At 67.5% G+C, this 21936-nt stretch carries 20 protein-coding genes; 7 read left to right on the top strand and 13 right to left on the bottom strand.

The window, feature by feature from the left end:
- Positions 1-9: 9 nt before the first annotated feature.
- Positions 10-711 carry a hypothetical protein gene (locus F9K07_RS04520; RefSeq protein WP_159589799.1) on the top strand — a complete coding sequence of 234 codons (702 nt, stop codon included), beginning with the start codon at positions 10-12 and terminating at the stop codon, positions 709-711.
- Between the two features lie 31 nt (positions 712-742).
- On the opposite strand, the gene F9K07_RS04515 is transcribed toward F9K07_RS04520, so the two are convergent.
- Positions 743-3127, bottom strand: a complete 2385-nt coding sequence (locus tag F9K07_RS04515) for a hybrid sensor histidine kinase/response regulator (protein ID WP_159589797.1) — start codon at positions 3125-3127, stop codon at positions 743-745.
- A 102-nt stretch (positions 3128-3229) separates the two neighbouring features.
- Here F9K07_RS04515 and F9K07_RS04510 point away from each other — a divergent pair, with 102 nt between their 5' ends.
- From F9K07_RS04510 to F9K07_RS04500, 3 genes are read left to right on the top strand one after another with little or no spacing between them, the layout of a single operon-like run.
- On the top strand, positions 3230-3871 hold the full coding sequence (locus tag F9K07_RS04510; RefSeq protein ID WP_159589795.1) for a histidine phosphatase family protein: 642 nt from the start codon (positions 3230-3232) through the stop codon (positions 3869-3871).
- Positions 3855-5039, top strand: coding sequence for a DSD1 family PLP-dependent enzyme (locus F9K07_RS04505; protein ID WP_159589793.1), 1185 nt, complete (start codon positions 3855-3857; stop codon positions 5037-5039). Before F9K07_RS04510 ends, F9K07_RS04505 begins: the two co-directional genes overlap by 17 nt.
- A gap of 4 nt (positions 5040-5043) precedes the next feature.
- Entirely contained in the window at positions 5044-5961 is a 918-nt protein-coding gene (locus tag F9K07_RS04500; RefSeq protein ID WP_159589791.1) for a LysR substrate-binding domain-containing protein, read from the top strand.
- Positions 5962-6052: 91 nt separating this feature from the next.
- Here F9K07_RS04500 and F9K07_RS04495 read toward each other — a convergent pair whose 3' ends face one another.
- The 12 genes from F9K07_RS04495 to F9K07_RS04440 all read right to left on the bottom strand — a co-directional run bounded on the left by F9K07_RS04495 (position 6053) and on the right by F9K07_RS04440 (position 17825).
- Positions 6053-6661, bottom strand: a complete 609-nt coding sequence (locus tag F9K07_RS04495; RefSeq protein ID WP_159589789.1) for a cysteine dioxygenase family protein — start codon at positions 6659-6661, stop codon at positions 6053-6055.
- The gene (locus F9K07_RS04490; protein WP_159589787.1) at positions 6658-7401 is read right to left on the bottom strand and encodes a dienelactone hydrolase family protein; all 744 of its coding nucleotides are present in this window, start codon (positions 7399-7401) and stop codon (positions 6658-6660) included. Before F9K07_RS04490 ends, F9K07_RS04495 begins: the two co-directional genes overlap by 4 nt.
- Positions 7402-7418: 17 nt before the next feature.
- Positions 7419-9116 (bottom strand): rhodanese-like domain-containing protein, encoded by a 1698-nt coding sequence (locus F9K07_RS04485; RefSeq protein ID WP_159589785.1) that lies wholly within the window; start codon positions 9114-9116, stop codon positions 7419-7421.
- Between the two features lie 37 nt (positions 9117-9153).
- Complete coding sequence (locus tag F9K07_RS04480) at positions 9154-10098, bottom strand: Bug family tripartite tricarboxylate transporter substrate binding protein (protein ID WP_236581794.1); 945 nt, start codon at positions 10096-10098, stop codon at positions 9154-9156.
- Positions 10099-10404: 306 nt separating this feature from the next.
- Positions 10405-10911 (bottom strand): serine hydrolase domain-containing protein, encoded by a 507-nt coding sequence (locus F9K07_RS04475; RefSeq protein ID WP_159596813.1) that lies wholly within the window; start codon positions 10909-10911, stop codon positions 10405-10407.
- Between the two features lie 35 nt (positions 10912-10946).
- The gene (locus F9K07_RS04470) at positions 10947-11972 is read right to left on the bottom strand and encodes an SPOR domain-containing protein (protein WP_236581793.1); all 1026 of its coding nucleotides are present in this window, start codon (positions 11970-11972) and stop codon (positions 10947-10949) included.
- A 24-nt stretch (positions 11973-11996) separates the two neighbouring features.
- Positions 11997-13103: an acyl-CoA dehydrogenase family protein gene (locus tag F9K07_RS04465; protein WP_159589781.1), complete on the bottom strand. Its 1107-nt coding sequence runs from the start codon at positions 13101-13103 to the stop codon at positions 11997-11999.
- Positions 13104-13114: 11 nt separating this feature from the next.
- Positions 13115-14296, bottom strand: a complete 1182-nt coding sequence (locus F9K07_RS04460; RefSeq protein WP_159589779.1) for an acyl-CoA dehydrogenase family protein — start codon at positions 14294-14296, stop codon at positions 13115-13117.
- Between the two features lie 3 nt (positions 14297-14299).
- Positions 14300-15217 carry an SDR family NAD(P)-dependent oxidoreductase gene (locus tag F9K07_RS04455; RefSeq protein ID WP_159589777.1) on the bottom strand — a complete coding sequence of 306 codons (918 nt, stop codon included), beginning with the start codon at positions 15215-15217 and terminating at the stop codon, positions 14300-14302.
- 34 nt (positions 15218-15251) lie between these two features.
- Positions 15252-16232 carry a Bug family tripartite tricarboxylate transporter substrate binding protein gene (locus F9K07_RS04450; protein WP_159589775.1) on the bottom strand — a complete coding sequence of 327 codons (981 nt, stop codon included), beginning with the start codon at positions 16230-16232 and terminating at the stop codon, positions 15252-15254.
- A 34-nt stretch (positions 16233-16266) separates the two neighbouring features.
- Positions 16267-17430 carry an acetyl-CoA acetyltransferase gene (locus F9K07_RS04445; protein ID WP_159589773.1) on the bottom strand — a complete coding sequence of 388 codons (1164 nt, stop codon included), beginning with the start codon at positions 17428-17430 and terminating at the stop codon, positions 16267-16269.
- Positions 17427-17825: a Zn-ribbon domain-containing OB-fold protein gene (locus F9K07_RS04440; RefSeq protein ID WP_159589771.1), complete on the bottom strand. Its 399-nt coding sequence runs from the start codon at positions 17823-17825 to the stop codon at positions 17427-17429. Before F9K07_RS04440 ends, F9K07_RS04445 begins: the two co-directional genes overlap by 4 nt.
- Before the next feature lie 170 nt (positions 17826-17995).
- On the opposite strand from F9K07_RS04440, the gene F9K07_RS04435 reads away from it, so the two are divergent.
- Genes F9K07_RS04435 through F9K07_RS04425 form a run of 3 tightly spaced genes read left to right on the top strand, consistent with a single transcriptional unit; the run spans position 17996 to position 21840 of the window.
- Entirely contained in the window at positions 17996-20143 is a 2148-nt protein-coding gene (locus F9K07_RS04435; protein WP_159589769.1) for an acetate--CoA ligase family protein, read from the top strand.
- Positions 20144-20159: 16 nt separating this feature from the next.
- A complete protein-coding gene (locus tag F9K07_RS04430) occupies positions 20160-21014 on the top strand; it encodes a MaoC/PaaZ C-terminal domain-containing protein (protein WP_159589767.1) in 855 nt (284 codons plus the stop codon).
- Positions 21015-21060: 46 nt separating this feature from the next.
- Positions 21061-21840: a FadR/GntR family transcriptional regulator gene (locus tag F9K07_RS04425; protein WP_159589765.1), complete on the top strand. Its 780-nt coding sequence runs from the start codon at positions 21061-21063 to the stop codon at positions 21838-21840.
- Positions 21841-21936: the final 96 nt, after the last annotated feature.

Here is a 21936-nt window from a genome sequence, read left to right as displayed (position 1 = left end):
GGAGGCACCATGAACATCCATCGATCGATCCGAACCCTCCAGCGCCTGGGCCTTGCCGCCGCCGTGCTGGTCCTCAGCGGCTGCGCCAGCGTCTACCTGGTGGACAACCAGGTGCAGAGTTTTGCCCGCTGGGCCGACCAACCCGGCGTCAAGCCAGGCACACCCGTCACGGTGCCGCAGGCGCCGCAGATCTACCGCTTCGATCGCCTGCCCTCGCAGAAGGAGGGCCGGGTGTCCACGGGCCAGGACGAGTTGGAGAACCTCACCGCCCAGGCGCTGGCCAAGGTGGGCTGGACGCTCGCCGCCGCCGGCACGGCCTCGCCCTGGACGGTGCAGGTGGATGCCAACACCTTGCGGTTGCCGCGCGCGCCCTGGGACGATCCGTGGGGTGGGTACTGGGGCGGTTATTGGGGTCCGGGCTTCGGGTACGGGCTGCCGGGGCGCGACTACGTGGTGACCGGGCAAGGCCAGGTGATCTGGATGCCGATGTACCCGCGCATGATGATGGAGTCGCCCTACTACCAGCGCGAACTCTCGCTCGTGATCCGCCACGCCTCGAGCGGCAAGGTGGTGTACGAAACCCGTGCCGCGCACGACGGCCGCTGGAACAGCACCCCGGGCCTGTGGTCGGCCATGCTCGATGCGGCGCTGCGCGATTTCCCCGCGCCACCGGAAGGCGTGCGCCAGGTGAACGTCGAAGTGCCGCGCTGAGAACACCTCTTACGCCTCTTACGCCCACCGTTCAGGTTGAAGAGGGCTCCAGCAGCAGGTCGTGGATGGCCTGCCCCAATGCGTCCATGCGGTCCTGCTTGGCCATCACGTCGCGCACACCGGCTGCGCTCGCTTCGGCCAGCAACCGGTCGCTGATATGTCCCGAGACGATGGCCACGCGCTGGCCAGGACGCATGCGGCGGGCTTCGCGCGCCACGTCGATGCCGGACATGCCCGGCATGTTCTGGTCGGTCACGATCAGGTCCACGGGATCGTCCGGGTTCTCGCGCAACCAGACCACGGCCGCCTCGCCCGATTCGAAGGTGTGGGTGCGGTAGCCCTGCTTGCGCAACAACCGCCCGACCAGAAACACCAGCGCCTCGTAGTCGTCGATGTAGACCACGTGCTTGCCCGGTGCCGCCGCGGGCGGCGGGGCCACGGCCGGGGTCTGCGCCACGCCGGGCGTGGCCTCCTGCGCGACGGCCGAGGCCAGGGGCAGGTAGACGTCGAACCGGGCGCCTTCGCCGGGACGGCTGTGCACCAGGATGGAACCCCGATGGGCCTTGACGATGCCATGCACCACCGCCAGCCCCAGGCCCGTGCCCGTGCCCGGTGCCTTGGTGGTGAAGAAGGGCTCGAAGATGCGCTCTCGCGTGGCCTCGTCCATGCCCGGTCCGTTGTCGGCCACGCTCAGGCACGCGTAGGCGCCGCCGGCAAGCCCGCCGAACTGCAAGCCTTGTGAGGCATCCACCAGCACCTCGCCCAGGGCCACGGTGATGTCGCCGCTGCCGCCTTCCATGGCCTGCCAGGCGTTGGCGCAGAGGTTCATCAACACCTGCTGCATCTGCGTGGCATCGACCAGCACCGGCAATGCGGCACTGGGCAGGCGCACCTCGAGCCTGAGGCCGGCGGGCAGCAAGGAGCGCATGAGGCGCAAGGCTTCCTCCACCAGTGGCGTGAGCGGCTGGTGCAGCATTTCCTGGGTCTGCCGGCGGCTGAAGGTCAGGATCTGTTGCACCAGTTGCCGCGCGCGAATGGCCGCGCGGTGGATCTCGGCCAGGCTCTCCTGTGCGGCGTGGCCTTCACCGACGTCTTCGCGCGCCAGCACCAGGTTGCCCAGGATGGCGGCCAGCAGGTTGTTGAAGTCGTGCGCAACGCCGCCCGCCAGCGTGCCGATCGCTTCCATCTTCTGGGATTCGCGCAGCTGCGCCTCCAGCGCACGGTGCTGGGACTCGGCGTTCTTGTGTTCGGTGATGTCGGTGTGCGTCCCGATCATGCGCAGCGGCTTGCCACCGTCATCGCGCGCGAGCACCACCCCACGCGAGAGCACCCACTTCCAGCTGCCGTCCTTGCAGCGGATGCGGCGCTCGTTGCGGTACGCGTCGGCCACGCCGTCGAAGTGCCGCTGGCGGTCCTGCCACATCTGCGCCACGTCGTCGGGATGGGTGTTGGCGTCCAGTGCGTGCGACAGGTCGACGTCGTCCGCCTCGTCGTAGCCGAACATGCCCTTCATGCCCTGGGAGAAGTACTCCTTGTCGGTCACCAGGTTCCAGTCCCACACGCCATCGCCGGTGCTCTCCAGCGCCAGCTTCCACAGCGCTTCGCTGTCGCGCAGCGCCGCTTCGGCCTCCTTGCGGTCGGTGATGTCGAGCAAGACGCCCACCCGCAGAAAGCCGGCCTCGTCGGCGGACACCGCGCACGAGCGGTTGCAGATCCACTTGATCCGGCCGTCGGGCAATACCACGCGGAACTCGGTCTCCAGGTTGCCCTGGCCGGCCAGAATGGCTTGGCGGTCCCGCTCCAGCATGGACTGGTCTTCGGGGTGGAAGTAGCGCGCCAGCAGCGTGGGGGTGCGCATCAGGTCCTCGGCTTCGAAGCCGTAGATGTCCCGGATGCCGGCGCTCAGAAAACGGTATTCGCGTGTGCCATCGTGCCGCACGTGCACCGCGAACACCGCGCCGGGCACCTGGGACGTGATGAGTCGAAGTTGCTCCACACCATCTTGCAGGGCCTTTTGATCCCGCACGTGCGCGGTGATGTCCTCGACCGTGCCTTCGTAGTAGTGCAGCACGCCATGGGCGTCGCGCACACCGTGTGCGTTCTCGCTGACCCAGAGCTTCTCCCGGGTGCGGTGGCGGTAGACCTCGGAGACAAAGCCCCGCACAAAACCGTCGCGCGCGAGCAGCGCCTGGAATTCGGTGCGGCGCTGCGGGTCGACATACCACTCGCGTCCGATGTCCTGGAGATGGGCCACCAGCGCCGTCTCGCTGTCGTAGCCGTTGAGCTCCGCCAGCGCCTGGTTGGCACGCAGGACACTGCCGTCGGGCGCGCAGCGGTAGGCCCCGATCGGCAGGAAATTGAACAGTGTGGAGAAATCCCCGTCCGACGGGGACGACGACGGTGACATGGCATGCATGCGACCATTGTCGCAAACGGCGTCGGTGGCCGCGAAGATTCCGGAGCGTCTGTCTCGCGGGTACAGTCAGGAATCCCCTCTTTCCGCACACGAGGAAATTCTTTGCAAGTCACCCGCATTCTTGCCGTGCGCCACGGCGAAACCGCCTGGAACGTCGACGGTCGCATTCAAGGCCACACGGACATCGCGCTCAACGAAAAGGGGCGTTGGCAGGCCGAGCAACTGGCCCTGGCGCTGCGCGACGAACCCATCGCGGCGGTCTACGCCAGCGACCTCGGCCGTGCCTTCGACACCGCGCAGGCCGTGGGCCGCCTCAAGGGGCTGGAGGTGGCGCCGCACAAGGGTTTGCGCGAGCGCCATTTCGGCCGTTTCGAGGGCTTGAGCTGGGCCGAACTCGAACGCCGCTGGCCGGCCGAGGCCCTGGCCTGGCGCAAGCGCATGCCCGATTTCGCGCCCGCTGGCGGGGAGTCGCTGGAGCAATTGCAACGGCGCATCATTCCGACCGTGCTGGACCTGGCCTCGCGCCACCCGGGCGAGCAGGTGCTGTTGGTGGCGCACGGAGGGGTGATGGACATCCTGTACCGCGCGGCCACGAGACTGGAACTCACCGCACCCAGAAGCTGGGAACTCCCCAACGCCGCCATCAACCGGCTGCTGTGGTCGCCCGAAGGGCTGACGCTGGTGGGCTGGGCCGACACCTTGCATCTGCAATCGGAAGCATCGCTTGATGAACGCAGCGCCTGAACCCCCGACGCCGTTGGCGCAGTGGCTCCATGCCCAGAGCCAGGTGGGCCAGAGCGTGGCCCGCATCGACACGCCCGCGCTGGTGGTGGACCTCGACGCCATGGAGCGCAACCTCGCGCACATGGCCGCCTATGCCCGCGCGCACAAGCTGCGCCTGCGGCCCCACGCCAAGATGCACAAGAGCGCCGAGCTCGCGCGCCTGCAGATGGCGCACGGGGCGGTCGGCGTCTGCGTGCAGAAGACCGACGAAGCCATTGCGCTGGCCCTGGCCGGCGTGACCGACATCACCATCACCAACCAGGTGATCGCCCAGGCCAAGCTGGAGCGCCTGGCGCGGGCGGTGCGCGAGCTGCCGACGCGCTTTGGCATCGCGGTGGACAACGCCGTGGGCGTGACGCGCCTGGTGGAGGCCTTGACCGCCGCGCGGGTGGACGGCGAAGCGCGCATCGACGTGCTCGTGGAGATCGACGTGGGCCAGGGCCGGTGCGGCGTGCCCCCTGGCGAAGCGGCGGTGGATCTGGTGCGGCTGATTGCGCAACATCCGGTGCTGCGTTTTGGTGGGCTTCAGGCCTACCACGGCGGCGCCCAGCACCGGCGCGACCCGGCCGAGCGCGCGCGGGCCATCGCCGAAGCGGCCTGGGGAGCCGCGCTCACCCGCGAGCGCCTGTTGGCCGCGGGCTTCGAGGTGCCGCTGATCACCGGCGCGGGCACCGGCACCTTCACGCTGGAGACCGCCAGCCGCGTCTGGGGCGAGTTGCAGGTGGGCTCCTACCTGTTCATGGACGCGGACTACGCCCGCAACGAGGCCGCGCCGCTGGCGCCGCTGTTCGAACACGCGCTGTTCCTGAAAACCCAGGTGATGAGCCGTGGCCCGCAACACGCGGTATGCGATGCGGGACACAAGAGCCACGCCATCGACAGCGGCATGCCCATGGTCTGGAGCCCACCGGGGTTGGTGTTCGCCAACGGCGGTGACGAACACGGTGTGCTGCGCGCAGCCCATGCCGGCCATCCGCTCCCATCACTGGGCGACACGGTCTGGCTCGTGCCAGGGCATTGCGACCCGACGGTCAACCTGCACGACGTGCTGCTGGGCGTGCGCGGCGGTTTGGTGGAGGGGACGGTGGAACGCGTGATCCGCGTGGACGCGCGGGGTGCTGTGAGGTAGCTCGATGAATATCCAACAACTTCGCTACGTCTGCGAAGTCGCGCAAATGGACCTGAACGTCTCCAAGGCGGCGCAGGCACTGCACACTTCCCAGCCGGGCATCAGCACGCAGATTCGGCAACTGGAAGAGGAGCTGGGGTTTGCCATTTTTACGCGGCAGCGGAACCGGTTCACGGGCATCACCAGCGAAGGTGCGGCGGTCATCGAACATGCCCGTCGCTCGCTCAAGGAGATCGCCGAGATCAAGGAGATCGGACGCCACCGCTCACAAGATCACAGTGGCAGCCTGGTCATTGCAGCCAGCCACACCCAGGCGCGCTTCACATTGCCGCGCGTGTTGCAGGCGTTCATCAGGAAGTACCCGAACGTGCGCATCACCGTGAGCCAGGGCGGTGGACGCCAGACCATCGAGACGTTGAATGCGGCCAACGCCGACATCGGTATCCTGAGTTCGATGGGCAAGCTCACGGCCGAACTGCAGGCCATCGCCTGCCACACCTACAAGCGGATCCTGCTGGTACCACCTGGGCACCCGCTCCTGACGATCGATCAACCGTCGCTGGCCGACATTGCGCAGTACCAGATGGTGTTGTACGAGCCGTCCAAGACCGGCACGGACGTGGTGAACGCGTTGCGCGCCAAGGGCCTGGACATGCCGTCGTTCCTGCGTGCGCCCAACGCCGATGTGGTCAAGGCCTACGTCGAACACGGGCTGGGCGTGTCGATTCTTCCGGCGATCGTGTTCGACCCGGCGCGCGATCCGGGCCTGCGCGCCATTCCGGTGAGCCACCTCTTTGCCGACAACGCGACCTACGTGGTCCTGCACCGCAAGAACTACCTGCGCGACTACGCCTACGACTTCATCGAGATGCTCGAGCCGCACCTGACGCGCCAGGTCGTCGAGAGCGCGATGGAAGGCTGAACCACTCGGAACACCATGCACTGAGAGCTCCCCCCTGCGCCGCGATAGCGGCGCAGGGGGGAGCTCTCAGTGCATCAGCGCAGGGGGGAGTTCACATATCACTCCCCACCGTGGGCCGCATGAAGTTGCGGTTGTAGTTGTGCACGGTGCCCTTCTCCAGGTCGAAGCCGATGCGGTCGGTCAAGGTGTCCAAGGCCCGCCCGTAGAAGTGCAGGTGGCGCACCGTCTCCTTGCCATCCACGTGGATGCTGTGGATGTCCTGCGGCATGAACTCGATGGGTTGGCCCGGCTGCACGATCAACTCGCGTTCGAGCTCCAGCGTGCCGCGTCCCTCCACGCTGCCGTCGTCCGTTCGACGGTAGAGGCGGTTGAGCTCCTGCCCGCTCAGGGCAACGATCACTGCCCAGGTGCCATGGTTGTGCGGCTGCGTGGACTTGCCCGGAATGATGGTGTTGAGATAGAGCGCGAACTGGCGGTCGGGCTGTTCGCTCAGCAGGTAACGCGACGACGTCGTGCCGGACGCGGGCGATGGCGGCGGAAAGTCGCTCAGTGGGAACAGGTCGCTGGCCTGCGCCAGGCGCTGCATTTGCTGCGAGGCGAGCTTGAGCAGCTCGCGATTGGGCTCCTGGCCCTGGAACAGCGCCATGATGGAGGCGACCGTTTCCTGGACGCGTTGTTGTCTTTCGGCTCGGAGGTTCATGCGGTGGTCCTGACGGGGGGTTTGGCTGTGGCGGTGGTGTGCAGCGCGCGGGCAAAAAGGTCCCAGGTGCGCTGCGTGGCCAGCGTGGCAGCGGCCTCATGGTACGGCGGTTGGCCATAGCGGCAGAAGGCGTGGCCCGCCTGCGCGTAGACGGGCACGCCAACATCCTGCCCCGCGCGGCTGTGCGCACGAATCTCGTCGGCATACGCCACGGGCACCCGGGCGTCGGTCTCGCCAAAGTGGAACAGCGCCGGGCAGGCGATGCGGGGCACTTCGACGAAGTGCGCCTCCAGGTCGATGCTGTAGAAGCCCGCCACGGCGTCCGCCGATTCGCGTGCACCGCTCAGCAAGGCGAGCTTGCCTCCGATGCAGAAGCCGACCACACCCACCTTGCCGTTCGCATCGGGCCGTTGCCGCAGAAAGTCGATGCACGCGCCGCAGTCGTCGACGGCGGCGTCGTAATCCAGTTGCGCGTAGATGCTTCGTGCGCGCGCCTGCGACTCGCTGGAGTACGGCATGTACTGATGCGGCTGGATGCGCCAGTAGAGGTCGGGCGCCAGCACGGTGTAGCCCTGAGCCGCGTAGCGTGCCGCTTCGGCGCGTGCCCAGTCGTTGAGGTTGTAGGCCTCGGCCAGGAACACCAGCGCAGGCCGCGCAGCGCCAGTGGAGGCGTCAGGCGTTTCGAACCAGGCCTGAAAGGTTTGGCCGTCGCGCGACGGCACGTCGATGAACTGTCCCATGTCTTGGTCCTTCTTTCTCAATCCTTGGTCATGGCCGACGTCACCGGCCGCTCGTCCCGCGCGCTCGACGTGAACTGCACACCATCGGCGGCCATTTGCGCGAGCAGGTGTTTTTCCCACTCCAGATAGGTGCGCATGGCCTCCAGGTTGCCACGCCGGCGGTCGTGCGCCCAGTACAGGGTGTCGATGCGATCGGCCTGCGCCAGCCGGTCCTCGGGCGCGGCGTCCACGGGCAGACCCGCTTCGATCCAGGCCTCCATCCCGCCACGCACCACCTGCACCGCGGGCCCTGATGCACCCAGCCGTTCCTGCAGGTCGAGCGCGGCCAGGTGGGCACTCTCGCCGTCGACCGAAAACAGCAGCAGCGCCGAGGTGGACTTCGCGGCCTCCACCACCGGGCCAAGGCGCGCCCGGTTGGCCCAGAGAGCGCCACGCGGATGGCGGCTCAGATAATCCGCACTGCTGTCCACCGACACGGCCAGTGCGCCCCGCGTCAGCTGTTGCGCGGCGAGCGACGGCTCGATCTCTTCGGCGCGCACCTCGGCACGGCGCGCTTCGCGCACGACACGTGCGGCCATGTCGGCGGCCATGTCGGCGGTTATCGCGGCCGACTTGCCCGCCGCTGCCGACGCCGCGTCGTGGTGCGTTGCCCCTGTGGCGGTCCCATGGTCGCGCAACACATGCACGTCCCATCCCATCAGGCCCATCCAGTAAGCGGTGAGGACCGCGCGCACACCATCGTCGTCCACCAGCACGATGCGTGCGCCCAGTGTGCCGACCCATTGGTCCGTGGCCTGGATCAGCTGACCACCCGGCGCGCTGCGCGTGCCGGGCAGGTGCGCCGCCTGGTACTCGTCGTGCGCGCGAATGTCAAAGGCAAAGGTGCTGCGCTCGCCCGAGTCGTTGTCTCGCAGCCATTGCGCGAGGATGTCACGGTCCACGACAGGAATGCGGTACCGCCGCAGCACCGCATCGGCACGCTCGCGTGCCATCGATGCGCCTTGCGCGCTGGCCCGACCATAAGCGCGCTGAAGCCCTTCTTCGAGCGCCAGGCCCGCGAGCGTCCAGCCGTGGTTGCCATCGGCCAGAGCGACCACCCGGTTGGGCACGCCGGCGGTGATCAGGGATTGAGCACCCATGATGCCGCGCGTGCGCCCGCCGCAGGCCACCACCACCAGCGTCTGCGGTGAAGGCACGAGATCACCGAAGCGGTAGAGCAGCTCCGCACCGGGGCAGGCGATGGCGCCAGGCACATGGCGCACCGCGTGTTCGGCGACCGTTCGCGGGTCCAGCACCACCACGTCCTCGTTCCCCTCCAGCAGCGCGGAGAGCGTGTGCGCATCGATCGATGGCGTGTCGAACTCGTGCTCCACCCACTCGCCAAAAGCCTTGCTGGGCACATAGACCCCATGGAACAACTGGTACCCGGCGTGCGCCCAGCCTGCCGTGCCGCCGTCCAGGATCTCGATGGCGCCATACCCCATCGCCCGCAGCCTTTGGGCCGCCAGGGAGGCGATGCCGTTGCCATGGTCCACCAGCACGATCGGGCAGGACAACCGCGGCACCAGCGGGCGGATCAACAGCTCCAGGCGGCTGTAAGGCACGTTGACCGCGCGAAACAAATGGCCCAGGCCGAACTCGCCTTCTTCGCTCACGTCGATCAGAGCCAGCTCGGCTGGTTGGTCCAGCCGCGCCTTCAGTTCAAATGGTTTCAAGATAGCCATCTCTCGCATGCGGTTCCTGGGTGGCCACTCACTCGTCGATCGAAATGCTGGCGTCGCGAATCACCTTGGCCCAGGTGTCCTGCTGCTGCGCCATGAAGTCGGCAAACTGGCGCGACGTGCCGCCCACCGGATCGACGCCGAGCTGGCGCAAGCGCTCCAGCGTGGCGGGCTCCTTGAGTACCTCGTTGAGCGCCTGGTTGAGCCGGGCCACGATGGCCGGCGGCGTGCCGGCCGGTGCCATCAGGCCATACCAGGACGGCGCGTCGAACGAGGGCATGCCGGCCTCGGCGAAGGTGGGCACGTCCGGCAGGTCGGCCAGGCGTTTGGCGCCGGTGACGGCAATGGCCCGCAACTGGCCCGCCTTGATGAAGGGCACCACCGACGGCGCGGTGTTGAAGATCATCTGGATTTGCCCGCCAATCAAATCGGCAACCATCTGGCTGCTGCCACGATAGGCCACGTGCGTCATATCGACCTGGGCTTTGGATTTGAACAATTCGCCCGCCAAATGCACCGAGGTACCGACCCCGCCAGAGCCGAAATTCATTTTTCCGGGATTGGCCTTGATTTCCGCCATCAGGCCATTGAGTGTCGTGGATTTCGAATTCGGCGACGTCACCAGCACCACCGGAGCGCTGCCGAAGTAAATGACCGGCACAAAATCCTTGGCAACGTCGTAACGCAATTGTTTGTAGAGCGAAGGATTGATCGACATCGTCACCTGCCCGAGCAACAGCGTGTAGCCATCGGGTTTGGCGCGGGCGACGAGTTCATTGCCCAGGTTGGTGCTGCCGCCGGGCTTGTTCTCCACCACGAAGGTGCCGCCCAGCTTGCGCGCCAGCCCGGTGGCCATCAGGCGGCCCAGGTTGTCGCTGCCACCGCCGGCGGTGTAGGGAATCAGCAGAGTCACCGGCCGAGCCGGATACGCTTCCTGCGCCATGGCATGCGGCGCGCCCATGGCAGAAACTGCCAATGCAATTCCACCCATAAGAATATGGCGACGGTGCTGACGATAGCCATCAGCCAAGAAATTGAACGAATTCATTTCGTACATGGATAGTGTCTCCGGAAAGAAAAAAACTCGCAATGTAGCGAGAGCCCGTTCTCTATGGAACGACGCATTAATTATTTGAATATGGCGAAATCATCTCAGGCCCGACACGAAGTGTAGAAGGGCGAATTCCGAAAAGGAAATACCGATATCTGATGGGCAATACCGGCAGCTTATGGAGGGTGGCGCCCGGCGTGCGGGAGGCGCTCGCGCCAGGCGCGCAACGGCTCAGCGGGGCTGCGGCGATTGCACGTGGTGGCGCGCGTCGTAGCGCTCTGCCACACCTTGCAGCAGATGCTCGACGTCGGCGTGGGTGGCATTGGCGAGCACCACGAAGGTGACGCCGTCCTTGTCGTAACGCCGCATCTCGGTCTTGAAGCCTTGCCAGGTCCCACCGTGCCCCAGCAGCGCATAGCCCGCGTTGCTGTATTCCCAACGTTGCCCCGGCTCGAAGCGGGCGGGCGTCTGGGTGATCAGCGCCACCAACTCGTCGTCTCGGTACTCGCGCTGCAGCTCCAGAGGCGGCTCGCCCAAACCCGAGGTGTGGTTGAGCAAATGCCGCAGATGATGGCCTGCCAGGAAGGCGGCGCGTCGGGCAGATAACGGCGCAGCGGCGGTGAACATCTTGCCCAGCGAGCCAGACTGGAACACCGTGTCGGCCCGCACGGGTACCTGGTGCTCGATGTTGGACAGGCCGTAGCCCTGCAGTCGAAGTGCATCACCCTGACGAAAGATGCACCGCCTGCATGCTCAAGAACATGCGCCACTCTTCATGGCCGAAACACCACCGCGTCCAGGCCCAGGGCACGGATGCGCGCGGCCATGTCGTCGGCCTGCGCACGGTTGCCAAAGGGCCCCACGCGCACCCGCGTGAGTTCGCCCCTGGGCGAGTCCACCGTTTGCAGAATGGCCGGGATGCCCGCTTCCACCAGACGCGCCTGGGCCCTCTCGGCATTGGCCTTGTCGGCAAACAAACCGACGTTGATGCCATGGGCCTGTGCGGCGGGGGCAGCAGGCGCACGGGTGGGCGCGGTCGCGGCGCGCGGTGCGGGCTCCGGCGCCGACGACGGCTCCGGTGTGGACGGCGCCTGCGTCTGGACCACCGGCGACGGTGGCTCTGGCGTCGGTGGCGGCGGCGACTTCGATGGCGCCACGGCCGATTCGATCACCGCATCGGCCGCAGCCACAGGCTCCGCCACGGCCGGCGGGGAGGCAAGGGTCACCGTGTTCCGGTCCACCACCGGTTTGCGCCACGGCAGATCCCAGACGGCACTGCCCACCAACACGGCCGCCAGGGCCAACCCGTTGAGCAGCGCCAGGCCCCAGCGGCGCCGTGCCGTGCTTGCCTTTTCTTCGAGCGCGGCACAGGCTTCGCGCACCGTCTTCGCCGCGCGCACCGCGTGCGTGATGCGCCGACGCGCATCGGCGTGCAGGATGGCATTCCCATAGGCGCCCGGAATCAAAATGCTCAGCAGCCCCAGCGCCACCAGCAGCCCCCACTCGACCGCCGCAGGCCATTGAAGAATGTGGCGCCCCAGGCCCAGGATCAGCAGCAGCAGAGCGCCGACGCACGCCACGTACGCCAGCGCTGCGCCCCAGAGCTGGCGGAACACCATCCAGTTGACCGTGAGAAGCCCGGCCGCGGCGTTCCATGCCGGGCTGGTCCGGCCCGCTTCGTCAAAACGCTCGAACACCGCCAGATAGCGCGCGATGTTCACCGGACCCAAGGCCGCCCGGTAGAGCGCGGTGGTGGCGCTCTCTGGCGCCTGGGCAGCGGTCGGTGGCGTGGCGGGCATGCCGGATTCTGGCATGCCCGCGCATCAGCCCGCCAGGCAACCCAGGTGGTACGCGGTGCTGCCGCACTCGCTCTCCAGCACCGTCGCGCGGCGGAACAGCACGCCGATGCGGCTTTCCTCGGTGATGCCCATGGCACCGTGCAACTGCACCGATTGCTGCCCCACCAGGCGCAGTGCCTGGTTGCATTGCACCTTGGCCTGCGAGAGGGCCGTGGCCAGGCCATCGGCGTCTTCGTCGAGCGAGAGCGCCGCCAGCAAGGCCATGCTCTCGGTCTGCTCCACCGCCACGGCCATGTCCACCGCGCGGTGCTGCAACACCTGAAAGCTCGCCAGCGGCGCGCCGAACTGCTGGCGTGTGCGCAGGTGCTCCAGGGTCAGGGCGAGCAACTCGCGCATCAGCCCGACCGCCTCGGCCGTGGCCAGCACGACACCCAGCCGCTCGATCGCCGAGATGGCCGCGCCCGCGTCTTCGGTCTCACCCAACAGCGCACCCTCGCCCACCACCACGGACTGCAGGCGCAGGTCGGCGTTGGGCAGGTCGTCGTGGGTGCGGTAGCCGCGCCGCACCAGACCTGCGCTGTCGGCGGGCACGAAGAACAAGGCCACGCCGCCGCTCTCGGTGGTCGCGGAAACGAGCAAGGTATCGGCCGCCTCGCCGTGCTGCACCAGCACCTTCTGGCCATCGAGCCGCCAACCTTCGGGCACGCGTTGGGCACGCGTGTGCACCGGCGACGACGGCGTGCGTCCCCCCGGCTCGGCGTGCGCCCAGGCCATGAGCGATCGGCCTTCCACGAGCTGGGCAAGCCACTGCGTTTGCTGCACCGGCGTGCCCAGCACGCTCAACGCGCGGGCACACCACACGGTGGCGCGCCAGGGCTCGACCACGAGCGCGCCACCCAGGGCCTGCGTGGCGAGCATGAGATCGGCCGCGCCACCGCCCAGGCCGCCGTGGGCTTCGTCGAGCCCCACGCCGTACAGGCCGAGCCCTGCCATTTCCTGCCACACGGCATGCCGCCAACCTTGCGGGTCGGTGGTGCTGCGCTGGCGGCTCGGTGCGTCGTAGGCCTCGCGGGCCCAACGTTCCAGCGACTTTTTCAGCAGGCGCTGGCCTTCATCGAGTTCGAAGTTCATGTGAAAAGCATTCAGTTCGCCAGCAGTTTTCGCGCCAGGATGTTCCGCTGGATCTCGTTGCTGCCGCCGTAGATGGAGGCCGCGCGCAACTGGAAATAGGTGGCCGTGGCAGCGGCGGTGTCGGTCGGCGCCAGGCTGTGCTCGCGCTCGCCCAGCAGCCATTCGGTCTGGCGCACCATGGCCAGCGGGCCGCCGAGTTCGACCAGCAGTTCGGTGCTGGCCTGCTGCAGCTCGGTGCCCTTGAGCTTGAGCACCGAAGGGTCGGGCCCGCCCGTGCCATCGGCCTGTATGGCGCGCAGCGCGGTCATCTCCAGCGCGCGCAATTCCACTTCCAGCGCGGCGATGCGCAGACGGAAGTCGCGCGCGGCCAGCCCGTCGCCTTGCGCCTCGATCTGCTCGGCCAGGTGGCGCGCGCGGCGCAAGCGGCGGCGGGTCAACGCGGTGCGTGCAATGCCGATGCGCTCGTGCGCCAGCAGCGAACGCGCATAGTCCCAGCCGCGCCCTTCCTCGCCCAACAGGTTGTCGGCAGGCACCTCGACGCCATCGAAGAAAACTTCGTTGAGGTAGTGGTCGCCATCGATGGTGGGAATCGGCCGCACGGTGATGCCGGGCGTCCTCATGTCGATGAGCAGAAACGTCAGACCCTTCTGCGGCCGCGCTTCCTGAGCGGTGCGCACGAGGCAGAACATCCAGTCGGACAACTGCGCATCGGTCGACCAGATCTTCTGCCCGTCGACCACGTAGCGATCACCCTCCAGACGAGCACGCGTGCGCAGCGAGGCCAGGTCCGAGCCCGCGCCGGGTTCGGAGAAACCTTGCGAGAACCAGATGTCCAGGCGGCGCACGGCCGGCAGAAAAAACGCCTTCTGCGCCTCGTTGCCGAAGTTGGCGATGAGCGGGCCGGCGAGGTTGATGTTCTGCACCAACGGCTCGGGCGCGAACGCGGCGGCCATTTCTTCTCGGAAGATGTTCTGCTGCAGACCGGTCCAGCCGGTGCCGCCCCATTTCACCGGCCAGGCGGGCGCGGCCCAGGCCTGGTCGTCGAGGATGCGGTGCCACCGCGCGAGGTCATCGCGCGAGAGCCGCTGTTCAAGCAGAACCTTGTCGCGCAGATCGGCCGGCAGCGCACGGGACAGGAAGGCGCGGACCTGGTCGCGAAACGCCAGGTCGCTGTCGCTGAGACGCAGTTGCATGGCCTACTCGATCGAGTCCCAGGTCATGACGATCTCGCTGACGGGCGCGTACACCGACTGGAATTTCGGCAGCACTTTCGACAAACCTTCGGCCGTCCAGCCACCGTCCTTGTGCACCGAGCGCACCGGGCGCGGCTGGCTGAACACGAACACCTCGCCACCGCGCGCGCCGAAGATCTGGCCGCTGATGTCCTTGCAGGCATCCGAACAAAGGGCCACCGAGAGCTCTGCAATGCCTTGCGGGCGCCAGGCGCTGATGCGCTTGTCGCGCGCCTCGCGCAGCGCTTCCTTCACGACCACGCTGCGCGTCATGCGCGTGTCGGCAAACGGCGCGATGCAGTTGGAGCGGATGTTGAAGCGCTGCAGGTCTTGCGACAAGGCGCGCGAGAGACCGACGATGCCCATCTTCGCGGCCATGTAGTTGGCCTGGCCGACGTTGCCGATCAGGCCGGCGGTGGACGTCATGTGCACATACGAGCCCCCTTCCTGCCGGCGAAAGTGTTCGGCGGCGGCGCGGCTCATGTAGAAACCGCCGAGCAGGTGCACCTGGATCACGGCTTCGAATTCCTCGGGCTGCATCTTGTGGAAGATGTTGTCGCGCAGGATGCCGGCGTTGTTCACCAGGATGTCGACGCGGCCGAAGGTGTCGACCGCGGTCTGCACGATGCGTTGGGCCGAGTCCCACTGCGCCACGCTGTCGGTGCTGGCCACGGCCTGCCCACCGGCGGCCTGGATCTCGGCCACCACTTCGTCGGCCGGGCGCACCTCTTCGGCGGCACCCGAGAGGGCCGCGCCCACGTCGTTCACCACCACGCTCGCCCCTTGCGCGGCCATGGCCAGCGCCACCTCTCGGCCAATGCCCCGGCCACCGCCGGTCACGACGGCCACTTTGCCGGCCAATAGTTGTTCGCTGCTGCTCATCGGGTTATCCAGCTTCTCGTTCACATTCAAAACATCAGTTGAAGCTCAGCTTGGCGTCCTGGATGAGCTTGGCCCAGCGCTTCTGGTCGTCGTTCACCAGCTTGCCGAAGGCCTCGGGCGTGGTGCCGGCGATCTCGAAGCCCATGCCGATCAGGCGATCGCGCGTCTCCGGCTCCTGCGCGATCGCTGCGAAGTGGCCGCTGATGGTGCGGGCAAGGTCGGGCGCCATGCCGCCGGGCGCGTGAAAGCCCATCCAGTAGGTCACGTCGAAATTGGGCATACCGACTTCGGCCGAGGTCGGCACCTGCGGCAGGCTGGGCGAGCGCTGCTTGCTGGTCTGTACCAGGCCCACCAGGCGACCGGATTCCACATGCGGCTTGATGGTGTTGACCGGGTCGATGAACAGGTTGACCTCGTTGCTCAACACGGCGGCGAGCGCGGGCGCGCTGCCGGCATAAGGAATGCACAGCATGAAGGTGCCCGTGAGCGCCTTGAGGTATTCGCCGGTGAGCTGCACGCTGGTGCCCAGGCCGGCCGCGCCGTAGCTCAGCTTGCCCGGGTTGCGCTTGGCGTAGGCGATCATTTCGGGCAGCGTGCGAAACGGCATGCTCGGGTTGGACACCACCACGAAACCACCGCGCACGACCTCGCTGATCGGCGTGAGGTCCTTGTTCAGGTCGAGCTTGAAATTCTTGTTGCTCGACGGCAGGATCGGCAGCCCCGAGGCCGAGAACACCAGCGTGTGGCCATCGGGCGGCTGCTTGGACGCGTAGTCGGTGCCGACGATGGTGCCGGCACCCGGGCGGTTTTCCACCACCACGGGTTGGCCGATGCGTTGCGACAGGCGTTGGCCAAAGATGCGCGAGACCGCGTCGGCCGAGCCGCCCGCAGCATAGGGCACGATGATGCGCACCGGCTTGGTGGGCCAGTCGGCGGCGTGCGCCAGGCTCGGGAGTGCAGAGACCGCGAGGCCCGAGGCCACGCCGGTCATCAGTTGTCTGCGGTTGATGCTCATGTTGTCGTCTCCTGGTAGGTGGGTCGGTGGGGGGTCAGAGCGCGTGCGCGCTGCCGAGGATCACGGTGCTCTGGCTCGACAAGGTGCCACCGTTGCCGTGCGCCACGGCCACATGGCAGTCGCGCACCTGGCGCACGCCACATTCGCCGCGCACCTGGCGCACCGCTTCGATCAGCAGTTGCAGGCCGTACATGCCGGGGTGGCCGTACGACAGGCCACCGCCGTTGGTGTTGACCGGCAGCTCGCCGCCGGGCGCGATGCGGCCTTCGCTCACGAAGCGCCCGCCCTCGCCCTTGGGCACAAAGCCCAGGTCTTCGAGGAACAGAATCGTGTTGATGGTGAAAGCGTCATAGAGCTCGACCACGTCCACGTCTTTGGGTGTGAGGCGCGCCATCTCGAACGCGCGCTGGCCCGACTGCACCGCGCAGGTGGTGGTGAGATCGTCCATGCTGTGGATCTCCAGCTGACCCACCGCATCGCCAATGCCCAGCACATAGGCCGGCGGCTTGGGCAGGCTGCGCGCGCGCTCGGCCGAGACCAGCACCACCGCGCCGCCGCCATCGGTGACCAGGCAGCAGTCGCGCAGCGTGAATGGGTGGCTGACCATGCGCGAGGACAGCACGTCCTGCACGGTCAGCGGTTTCTTCTCCCATGCCACCGGGTTGAGCAGGGCCCACTGGCGCGCGGCCACCGCCACCTCGGCGAGGTGTTCGCGCGTGGTGCCGAATTCGTGCATGTGGCGTGAGGCCGCCAGGGCATAGGCGCCGATCGGCATGCGCGGGCCGAAGGGCGTGATCAGCGGGTCGTAACCGCGAATGCCCACCAGGCCGCCCGACACCGAGCGCTGCGTGCTGCCATAGGCGATCACGGCCACGCTGCACAGGCCGAGCTGGATCGCGGCCGCCGCATGGCCGACCATGGTTTCGAACACCGAGCCGCCGTTGAAGGACGAGTCCTGGTAGCGCGGCTTCAGGCGCAGGTATTCGGTGAGCGCCACCGAGGCCATGCGCGTCTGCACGCCGGAGGCAAACACGCCATCCACATCGGCCAGGGTGAGACCACAGTCGGCCAGGGCGCGGCAGGTGGCTTGCGCCATCAGGTCCACGGGCGTCATGCCCGGCGCAACCTCGCCCAGGTCCGACTCGGCCGCGCCGACGATGGCGACACCGCCGCGTTTCAGCGTTTGCGCTGCGCTCATGCTGCACCGCCTTCCGGTTCGAAGAAGGGCACGCTGTCCTTGCCTTCGGTGTGCACGATGCGCACGCGCACACGGTCACCGATCTTCACGCTGTCGCCGGCCACGCCTTCGGGCGTGAGCACGCGGCTCATCATGCGAAAGCCCTCGTCCACGTCGACCAGCACCACGTTGTAGGCCGGCTCGTCCCTGGGGTAGAGGTAGGTCACGGCATGCACCGTGCCGCGCCCGGCGCTCGCGCGCCACTCCAGTTGATCGCTGCCACTGAAAGGGCAGACCAGGCGCGGGTAGAACACCGCGCGGTTCGCGCTCGGGCTGTGCTGGTAGGCCAGCACACCGGCGTTGAGTTGGCGCTGATACGCGTGCATCGGCGCCTCCGTGGCTCGTTCGAACATCATGGTCGGTTGATTTCGTGAAATGTGAAATTAAATTTGGTTGGACCTATTATTTCCACATCAAACTCGGTTCGTCAATACTATGAAATACAGGGATAACCCGCATGCACAATCCGACGCATTCATATCTTGGTTGGACCTATACTACGGCCGTTTTTTGACAGGACATTCGCATGAACATCGAGCCCAAACCGGTCCATCGAAGGGCCGACCTGCAACGCCTGCTCTCGCCCTCGAGCGTGGCCATCGTGGGCGCATCGCCCACCCCGAACAGCTTTGGCGAACGCGCGCTGCGCCACCTCGAAGGCTTCGCAGGCCGCATCCATCTGGTCAACGCCAAGTACCCGCGCATCGGCGATCGCGACTGCCACCCCAGCTTGAAGGCACTTCCCGAAGTGCCCGACTGCGTGCTGATCACGGTGGGCCGTGAATCGGTGGAAGCGGTGGTGCGCGAATGCGCCGCACTCGGCGTGGGTGGCGCGGTGATCTTTGCCTCGGGCTATGCCGAGACCGGCAAACCCGAGCGCGCCGCGCAACAGGAAACGCTGGGGCGCATCGCGCGCGACAGTGGGCTGCGCCTGATCGGCCCCAACTGCATCGGGCTCATCAACTACCTGCAGCAGATGTGCCTGAGCTTCAACCCGCCGCAGGTGCTGCGCGCCACCACGGCGCACCGCATCGGACTGGTGAGCCAGTCGGGCGCGCTGGCTTTCAGCCTGGCGCAGGCGGCTGAGCGCGGCGTGTGTTTCAGCCACGTGCTCTCGGCCGGCAACTCATGCGATGTGGACGTGGCCGACCAGGTGGCCTTTCTCGCCGAAGAGCCCGAGTGCAAGGCGATCGCCTGCGTGTTCGAAGGCCTGGCCGATCCCATACGCCTGCTCGAAGCCGCGCGCCGCGCCACCGCCAACGGCAAGCCGGTGGTGGTGTTCAAGCTGGCCACTGGCGAGAGCGGCGCGGCCGCGGCCATGTCGCACACCGGCTCGCTCGCGGGCTCCACCGCCACCTACCGCGCGGCCTTCGAGCACGCGGGCGTGGTCTGGGTGGACGACGTGGACGCCTTGATTGACACCACCGTGTTCATGGCCAAGGCGGGCACGCCCGGAAACGGCGGCCTGGTGGTGGTCGCCACCTCGGGCGGCGCGGGCGTGATGGCGGCCGACAAGGCCGACCTGCACGGCGTGGCATTGCCGCAGCCTTCGGACGCAACGCGCGCCGTGCTCGAACAGCACATCCCGGATTTCGGTTCATCGCGCAACCCCTGCGACCTCACGGCGCAAGTGATCGCCAACGGCCAGTCGCTTGAGGCCTGCGCCGACGCGCTGATGGCGGAGCCGGCGTTCGACGTGCTGTTGCTGCCCCACGTGATCGCGTACGACTTTGCCACCCCACGCATCCGCATTGCGGGCCAGGTCGCGCGGCGGCACGGCAAGATCGCTTGCAACGTGTGGGTATCGGAATTCATGGGCGGCCCCGGCATGCTGGAAACCGAGACCGATCCGAACGTGGCGCTGTTCCGTTCGATGGACCATTGCATGGCGGCCATTGCCGCGTGGAAGCGCCGCGCCACCTACCTCGCATTGGCCGCGCCCGGTGCGCGCAGCCCGGTGGCACAGGCCGATCGCAGCAGCGTGACCCGCGAGCTCGATGGGTGCACCGGCACCACCGTGACGGAAGGACCGGCCAAGCGCATGCTCGCGGCCTACGGCATTCCCATGGTGCAGGACGCGCTGGTGCAATCCGCCGCCGAGGCCGTTGCCGCCGCCGGCCGCTGCGGCTACCCGGTGGTGTTGAAGGTCGAGTCGGTGGACATTCCGCACAAGACCGATGCAGGCGTGGTGCGCCTGAACCTGCGCGACGCGGCCGCTGTCGAGACCGCGTTCGCGCACATCCTGCAGGCCGCGCAGCGTGTGCAACCCAGCCCGCGCATCGCTGGCGTGCTGGTGCAGCCCATGGCACAGCCGGGTCTGGAGATCCTGGTCGGCGCGCGCCGCGACCCGATGTTCGGCCCGCTGGTGGTGGTGGGCCTGGGCGGCGTGATGGTCGAACTGGTGAAGGACACGCAGCTCGCGCTCGCACCGGTGAACCACGCACAGGCCTTGCACATGCTGGGCCAACTGCGCACGCGGCAAGCCCTCGACGGCTTCCGCGGCCTGCCGCCGGTGGACCGCGACAAGCTCGCCGACGCGATCGTGCGCATCTCGCATTTCGTGCACGACCAAGCCGAGCACGTGGCGGAGCTTGACGTGAACCCGTTGATCTGCAACGCCGATGGCGTTCTCGCGGTCGATGCCCTGATAGGGCTTTCGCCCGCTGCCCATTGACCGCTCTGGAGTTCCCATGCCTCTCGATTACCAACGCCTGCTCGCCCACGAATTCCCGGTGGTGGAGCAAACCTACACCGAGCGCGACTGCATGCTCTACGCGCTCTCGGTGGGCTTTGGCCGCGACCCGCTGGCCGCAGCCGATCTGCCCTACGTCTACGAACGCGATCTGCGCGTGGCGCCCACCTTGGCCGTCGCGCTGGGCTTTCGCTCGATTCGCGAAGCGCAGCTCGGCATCGACTACGCCCGCGTGGTGCACAGCGAGCAGCGGCTGACGCTGCACGCCCCGCTGCCAAGCGCGGCCACGGTGCTGTGCCGCACGCGCGTGGCCGAGGCGGTGGACAAAGGCGAAGGCCGTGGCGCCATCCTGTACCTGGAGCGCACGCTGCACGACAAGGCCACCGGCACCCACCTGGCCACCTCCACCATGGCCGCGTTCTGCCGCGGCGATGGCGGCTTCGGCGGCCCGGTCACGCAAGCGCCCGCGCCGCACGCACTGCCCGAGCGTGCGCCCGACCGCGTGGTGTCGATCGCACTGCCGGCCAACATCGCCCTGTACTACCGTTTGAGCGGCGACTACAACCCGCTGCACATCGACCCTGCGGTGGCCGCTCGCGCGGGCTTTCAGCGGCCGATCCTGCATGGACTGCAGGTGTATGGCGAGGTCGCAAGAGAAGCCCTTCTGCACGACGCCGGTGGCGACGCGGCGCGCTTCGTCGGCATCGACTGCCGTTTCACCGGTTCGCTTTATCCGGGCGACACCATCGATGTGTCGTTCTGGCAGCAAGGCGACGCGCTGGGTTTTCGGGTGACGCCACAAGGCCGCGACGGCGTTGCGCTGGACAACGGCCGCATTGCACTCAAAACCTAGAATGCAGAGCATCGGCCAGCGCTTTTGGCCCAGGTGTTTTTCCCCCATGCCGGCCTTGCCCTCTACGCCCTCTGAACCCTCGCCCTTCGGCAAGCTCTCGCACAAGCGCTCCTTCGAAGGCGTGATCGAACAGATCCGCGCCAAGATCAACGCTGGCCAGCTGCGCGAAGGTGACCGTCTGCCGCCCGAGCGCGAACTCGCCGAACAACTGGGTGTGAGCCGCAACACGGTGCGCGAGGCGTTGCGCTCGCTGGAGAACAGTGGCGTGCTGCGCCTGAAGAAAGGGCCGGGCGGCGGCGCCTTCATCCACAGCGGCAGTGGCGACGCCGTCACCAAAGCCTTGAGCGACGTCTACCGCCTGGGCGCGGTGCAGCCCGCCAGCCTCACAGAAGCGCGCCTCATCCTCGGACCAGCGGTGGCGCGGCTGGCCTGCGAGCGCTGGGACGCGCAGGACATGCAAGCGCTCGAAGACAACGTGCGCAAATCGCGCGAGGCCAACGAGCGCAACGACCACCTGCTGCGCGCACAGGCGAACCTGGAATTCCACAAGCTGCTGGCCAACGCCTCGAAGAACCCCATCCTGGTGGTCATGACCAACGCGCTGGTGGAGATGGTGCGCGAGTTCCTGCAGGTGCTGGGCGCCATGCCCAACGACTATGTGCTCGCCTCGCGCGAGCGCATGCTGGACCACCTGCGCCGGCGCGACACAGCGGCCGCCGCCGAAGAGGCCGAGCGCTACCTGGAGTGGACGCAGGCGATCTACTTCGAGCGCATGGGACAGTCGGCCTCGGCAACCGCCGAACGCAAAGACCCGCCGACGGCCTGAATCCGCGGCGGGAAGCCCGCCGAAAACGCATTTCGCATTGAAGGCGCGCCCACCCGTCACTCGCCGAGGGTTTGGCGCACTGGCCTGAGGGCGCCT

The organism is Hydrogenophaga sp. BPS33, from assembly GCF_009859475.1.
GTDB lineage: Bacteria > Pseudomonadota > Gammaproteobacteria > Burkholderiales > Burkholderiaceae_C > Hydrogenophaga.
The sequence above is the reverse complement of the archived record's forward strand: the minus strand, read 5'-3'. Positions and strand labels throughout refer to the sequence as shown.

Bases quoted from the DNA above. Each gene is read 5' to 3' on its own strand.
- F9K07_RS04520 (WP_159589799.1), top strand. From the start codon at position 10: ATGAACATCCATCGATCGATCCGAACCCTCCAGCGCCTGGGCCTTGCC.
- F9K07_RS04515 (WP_159589797.1), bottom strand. From the start codon at position 3,127: ATGCATGCCATGTCACCGTCGTCGTCCCCGTCGGACGGGGATTTCTCC.
- F9K07_RS04505 (WP_159589793.1), top strand. From the start codon at position 3,855: ATGAACGCAGCGCCTGAACCCCCGACGCCGTTGGCGCAGTGGCTCCAT.
- F9K07_RS04500 (WP_159589791.1), top strand. From the start codon at position 5,044: ATGAATATCCAACAACTTCGCTACGTCTGCGAAGTCGCGCAAATGGAC.
- F9K07_RS04495 (WP_159589789.1), bottom strand. From the start codon at position 6,661: ATGAACCTCCGAGCCGAAAGACAACAACGCGTCCAGGAAACGGTCGCC.
- F9K07_RS04490 (WP_159589787.1), bottom strand. From the start codon at position 7,401: ATGGGACAGTTCATCGACGTGCCGTCGCGCGACGGCCAAACCTTTCAG.
- F9K07_RS04470 (WP_236581793.1), bottom strand. From the start codon at position 11,972: ATGCCCGCCACGCCACCGACCGCTGCCCAGGCGCCAGAGAGCGCCACC.
- F9K07_RS04465 (WP_159589781.1), bottom strand. From the start codon at position 13,103: ATGAACTTCGAACTCGATGAAGGCCAGCGCCTGCTGAAAAAGTCGCTG.
- F9K07_RS04460 (WP_159589779.1), bottom strand. From the start codon at position 14,296: ATGCAACTGCGTCTCAGCGACAGCGACCTGGCGTTTCGCGACCAGGTC.
- F9K07_RS04455 (WP_159589777.1), bottom strand. From the start codon at position 15,217: ATGAGCAGCAGCGAACAACTATTGGCCGGCAAAGTGGCCGTCGTGACC.
- F9K07_RS04450 (WP_159589775.1), bottom strand. From the start codon at position 16,232: ATGAGCATCAACCGCAGACAACTGATGACCGGCGTGGCCTCGGGCCTC.
- F9K07_RS04445 (WP_159589773.1), bottom strand. From the start codon at position 17,430: ATGAGCGCAGCGCAAACGCTGAAACGCGGCGGTGTCGCCATCGTCGGC.
- F9K07_RS04440 (WP_159589771.1), bottom strand. From the start codon at position 17,825: ATGATGTTCGAACGAGCCACGGAGGCGCCGATGCACGCGTATCAGCGC.
- F9K07_RS04435 (WP_159589769.1), top strand. From the start codon at position 17,996: ATGAACATCGAGCCCAAACCGGTCCATCGAAGGGCCGACCTGCAACGC.
- F9K07_RS04430 (WP_159589767.1), top strand. From the start codon at position 20,160: ATGCCTCTCGATTACCAACGCCTGCTCGCCCACGAATTCCCGGTGGTG.
- F9K07_RS04425 (WP_159589765.1), top strand. From the start codon at position 21,061: ATGCCGGCCTTGCCCTCTACGCCCTCTGAACCCTCGCCCTTCGGCAAG.